We start from the raw sequence: 3,231 nt of genomic DNA on the forward strand, positions 1-3,231 counted from the left end.
TACCTAAGAGTAAACAAAACTTTACTATTGGTATAAGACTTCCTTGGACTTTAGCTAGTGAAGAGAATTGGAATAAAACTCACCGCTTTGCTGGTTGGGTTTGGACAATAGGAAGTCTAATATTAATCATTACATCAATCATAGGCTTTTCTGCTTTAACTATTTTTATAGTAATTACTGCACTAATGAGCATTATCCCAATTGTCTATTCCTACATCTACTACCAAAAAGAAGAAGAGACTAAAGATAAGAGCTGACAAATGTGGAAGTAAAATTATGACAAATATGGAAGCTACACTCTAGAAACAAGCAAAATCCAAAGCAGACTCCTTTTTGGGAGATGAGAAGTTTTCTATTAAACCATAAGAGATTTTACTTTCTAATATTCGAAAGTTACTCAACTTATGGACCTACTTTCGAAAAAAGTTGGTAAATATAATATCGGAAGCAGGGACTCTTATCCTAATATTTCTCTCAGTCGTTTTGGGCGGTGTGTAGTAATTGAGAAAACTCCCTGATCAATCATCTGTTGCATCTCTGTTTCATCATCAACACTCCACACCGATATAGGAAGAAAGCGTTTTTGCGCGTAGCTTACCAGTAGTTCACTGCTCATTAAGTAGTCAATATTGATACCACAAGATTGTACTTCAATTGCTTGTTTGCAGAGGTTTTGGACAAAATTTAAATATTGATTTTCATCGGTGATAGATGGATCATAGTATGCATTTAAGAGCACTTGTGTACCAGTGAGTACTTTTCGTACTACCTCCACTTGATTGTAATCTAAGCCTGAAATAATAATTGAATCGGCCATATCAAAGTCATCAATCAATTTTTTGATTTGCAATATGCTGTTAATGTCCTTCAAATCGAGGTTCAAAACCAAGTGATAATCCCGAACCGTCTCTAGCACAGCTTCCAATGCAGTGAAAGTCTTACCGTTTTGCTTAGCAATCTTGATCACTTGTTCAAATGGATAATCCCCAATGATAAGTTTACCTTCTTTTACTGTACTTAAGAATGCGTCGTGGTGTAGCAAAGGCATTGCGTCCGAGGTGGATTGGATATCTAGTTCTATAATGTCTGCATTAGCCTTAACAGCTGCCATAACTGACGCTAGGCTGTTATGCTCACTACCCTCACTTCCGCTATGAGCAGTTACCAATGGTTTGTTTCCAACAAACATCTAATCCTCCTACTTCAAGTTCATTGAGAACCCTTCGGTCTGTTTTTTGTATACAACGTTGGAGAAAATCAGAATTGGCACTGAAGCAAAAAGCCCCACAGCCATGAGCTCTCCCCATTGGGTAGTGTATTCACCAATGTACCGAGCAATTACCACAGGCAAGGTCAATAATCGTGGACTTCGTACAAAGAGCAGTGCAAACATAAACTCGTTCCATGCGAGAATTAAGGATAAGATTGAGGTTGCAATAATTCCTGAACGTGCCAATGGAGCGACAATGAGAAGTAAGATTCGCATCGGACCTGCCCCATCGATTCTAGCTGCCTCTTCAAACTCCTTGGGTAGGGCCTTAAGAAAGCCATAAATTATCCAAATAGAGTATGGCAAAGTGTAGGTTTGAAACGCTACGATGAGACCACCAAGGGTATTAATCAGTTTGATTTTGTTAAAGACTGTAAAAAGCGGTACCGCTAGAACTATTGGGGGCAAAATCCGTACCACCAGGACCCAAATCAAAAAGATTCGATTTATATGAAACGGGAATTTGTAGCGTGCCAAAGCATACGAAGCAAAAAAAGCAATAACAATTGAAAGAGAAGTTGAAGAAACTGCTACAATCACTGTGTTGAAAAAATTCTTCCAAAGTCCTGAAGTGAGGACAGCTCGATAGTTAGCTAACGTGGGAGCCTTAGGAAAGAAACTGGGAATAGGATTAATCACCTCACGAGGATTTTTCAACGATGTATTCACAATCCAATAGATAGGAATTAATATTATCGCCAACACTATCACAAGCAGAAGTGCGAACATTATTTTATTAAAATTTCGTTTTAAGCGTTGCATCGATTACTCCTCAGTAAGTAAATTACGTATATAAAACAGTGCTAAGAAACCAACCACTAGGAGTGTAATGACTGAGGCGGCACTTGCACGTCCAAAGTTAAAGAATGTGAACCCTTCTCGATAAATAAAGAATGAGAGAGTCTGAGTCGAGTTGACTGGACCTCCACCAGTGAGAGCATAAACTTTATCAAAGAGTCTAAAAGTATCGAGGGTTCGTAGCATAAGAACTAAGATAATCTGACTCCAGAGAATTGGGAGGGTAATTCTCATATTAATCTGACTACCTCTTGCTCCATCAATCTGGGCAGCTTCAAATACGTCAGAGGGAATCGATCCAATACCAGCTTGGATGATAAGAAAGGCAAAGGGGGTCCATTGCCAAATATCGACTAGAATAATTGAGAAAAGTGCAACACGTTGGTCAGTGAGCCATCCTACTGGTTGTGCCCCTATCTTTGTGAGAACAAAGTTAAAGAGCCCAATCTCAAAGTGATAAAAAATTTGCCAAACAGCACAGATGACCATCGTGGAGATAATCATCGGAAAGATTATAATGAGATTGGCAACTCTCTTACCCCAAAACCGCCTCTGAAGCAAAAATGCCAACAAAACCCCTAGTATCACCTCACTAAAACTAGCGACAAGGGTGAAAATAAGGGTATTTAAGAATGAACGCTGAAAGAGTTCTTCTTTTATAATCTGAGTATAATTGGCAAGCCCTACGAATGAACGAACATTTGTAACAAAGTGGTATTTGAAAAAAGAATCATACAAAATTGTAGTGATTGGATAGATAGTGAGAAATAAAATCACCAACAATGCTGGGGCAAAAATCATATAATAAAAGGAACTGTACACAATTCGTTCCTTGGTTCTCATACTAGGGCCTCCTTAGCTGCTAAATAAGAGGTCTTGGGGCCCCTTTAGGCCCCAAAACCTAAACAGATATTATCGTCCAATTATTTCTACAACGCGTTGTTGAATTTGCTCCAATGCTGCTTTTGCACTAAGGTTACCTACCAAGGCTCTTTGTAGGTAATCACCGAAGACCGATTCAATTTCAGCCCAGTAATTGGTCCGAGGACGAATAGAACCAGAAATTTGCCCATCCAACTGTGCAGGATACCATGGGTACTCAGCAACTAATGCTGGGATTTTGTGGACGCTGTGACGTGTTGGTGGAACACCGTTTTTCTCGG

At 39.3% G+C, this 3,231-nt stretch carries 5 protein-coding genes; 1 reads left to right on the top strand and 4 read right to left on the bottom strand.

What is annotated here, in order from left to right:
• Nucleotides 1-257 (top strand): SdpI family protein (locus tag M0R38_13200; GenBank protein ID MCK9482692.1); only part of this gene is annotated, 257 nt, incomplete at its 5' end.
• 200 nt (nt 258-457) lie between these two features.
• Here M0R38_13200 and M0R38_13205 read toward each other — a convergent pair.
• The 4 genes from M0R38_13205 to M0R38_13220 form a co-directional block, all read right to left on the bottom strand.
• The gene (locus tag M0R38_13205) at nt 458-1,189 is read right to left on the bottom strand and encodes a glycerophosphodiester phosphodiesterase (GenBank protein ID MCK9482693.1); all 732 of its coding nucleotides are present in this window, start codon (nt 1,187-1,189) and stop codon (nt 458-460) included.
• 9 nt (nt 1,190-1,198) lie between these two features.
• Complete coding sequence (locus M0R38_13210) at nt 1,199-2,032, bottom strand: carbohydrate ABC transporter permease (GenBank protein ID MCK9482694.1); 834 nt, start codon at nt 2,030-2,032, stop codon at nt 1,199-1,201.
• A 3-nt stretch (nt 2,033-2,035) separates the two neighbouring features.
• Complete coding sequence (locus M0R38_13215) at nt 2,036-2,911, bottom strand: sugar ABC transporter permease (GenBank protein ID MCK9482695.1); 876 nt, start codon at nt 2,909-2,911, stop codon at nt 2,036-2,038.
• Between the two features lie 69 nt (nt 2,912-2,980).
• Nucleotides 2,981-3,231, bottom strand: a 251-nt coding sequence (locus M0R38_13220) for a sugar ABC transporter substrate-binding protein (GenBank protein ID MCK9482696.1), incomplete at its 5' end; no start/stop codon positions are given.

The organism is Bacteroidia bacterium, assembly GCA_023228875.1.
Taxonomy (GTDB): Bacteria; Bacteroidota; Bacteroidia; order NS11-12g; family UBA955; genus JALOAG01.

Coding starts and splice junctions, on each gene's coding strand:
- M0R38_13205 (MCK9482693.1), bottom strand. CDS start 1,189: ATGTTTGTTGGAAACAAACCATTGGTAACTGCTCATAGCGGAAGTGAG.
- M0R38_13210 (MCK9482694.1), bottom strand. CDS start 2,032: ATGCAACGCTTAAAACGAAATTTTAATAAAATAATGTTCGCACTTCTG.
- M0R38_13215 (MCK9482695.1), bottom strand. CDS start 2,911: ATGAGAACCAAGGAACGAATTGTGTACAGTTCCTTTTATTATATGATT.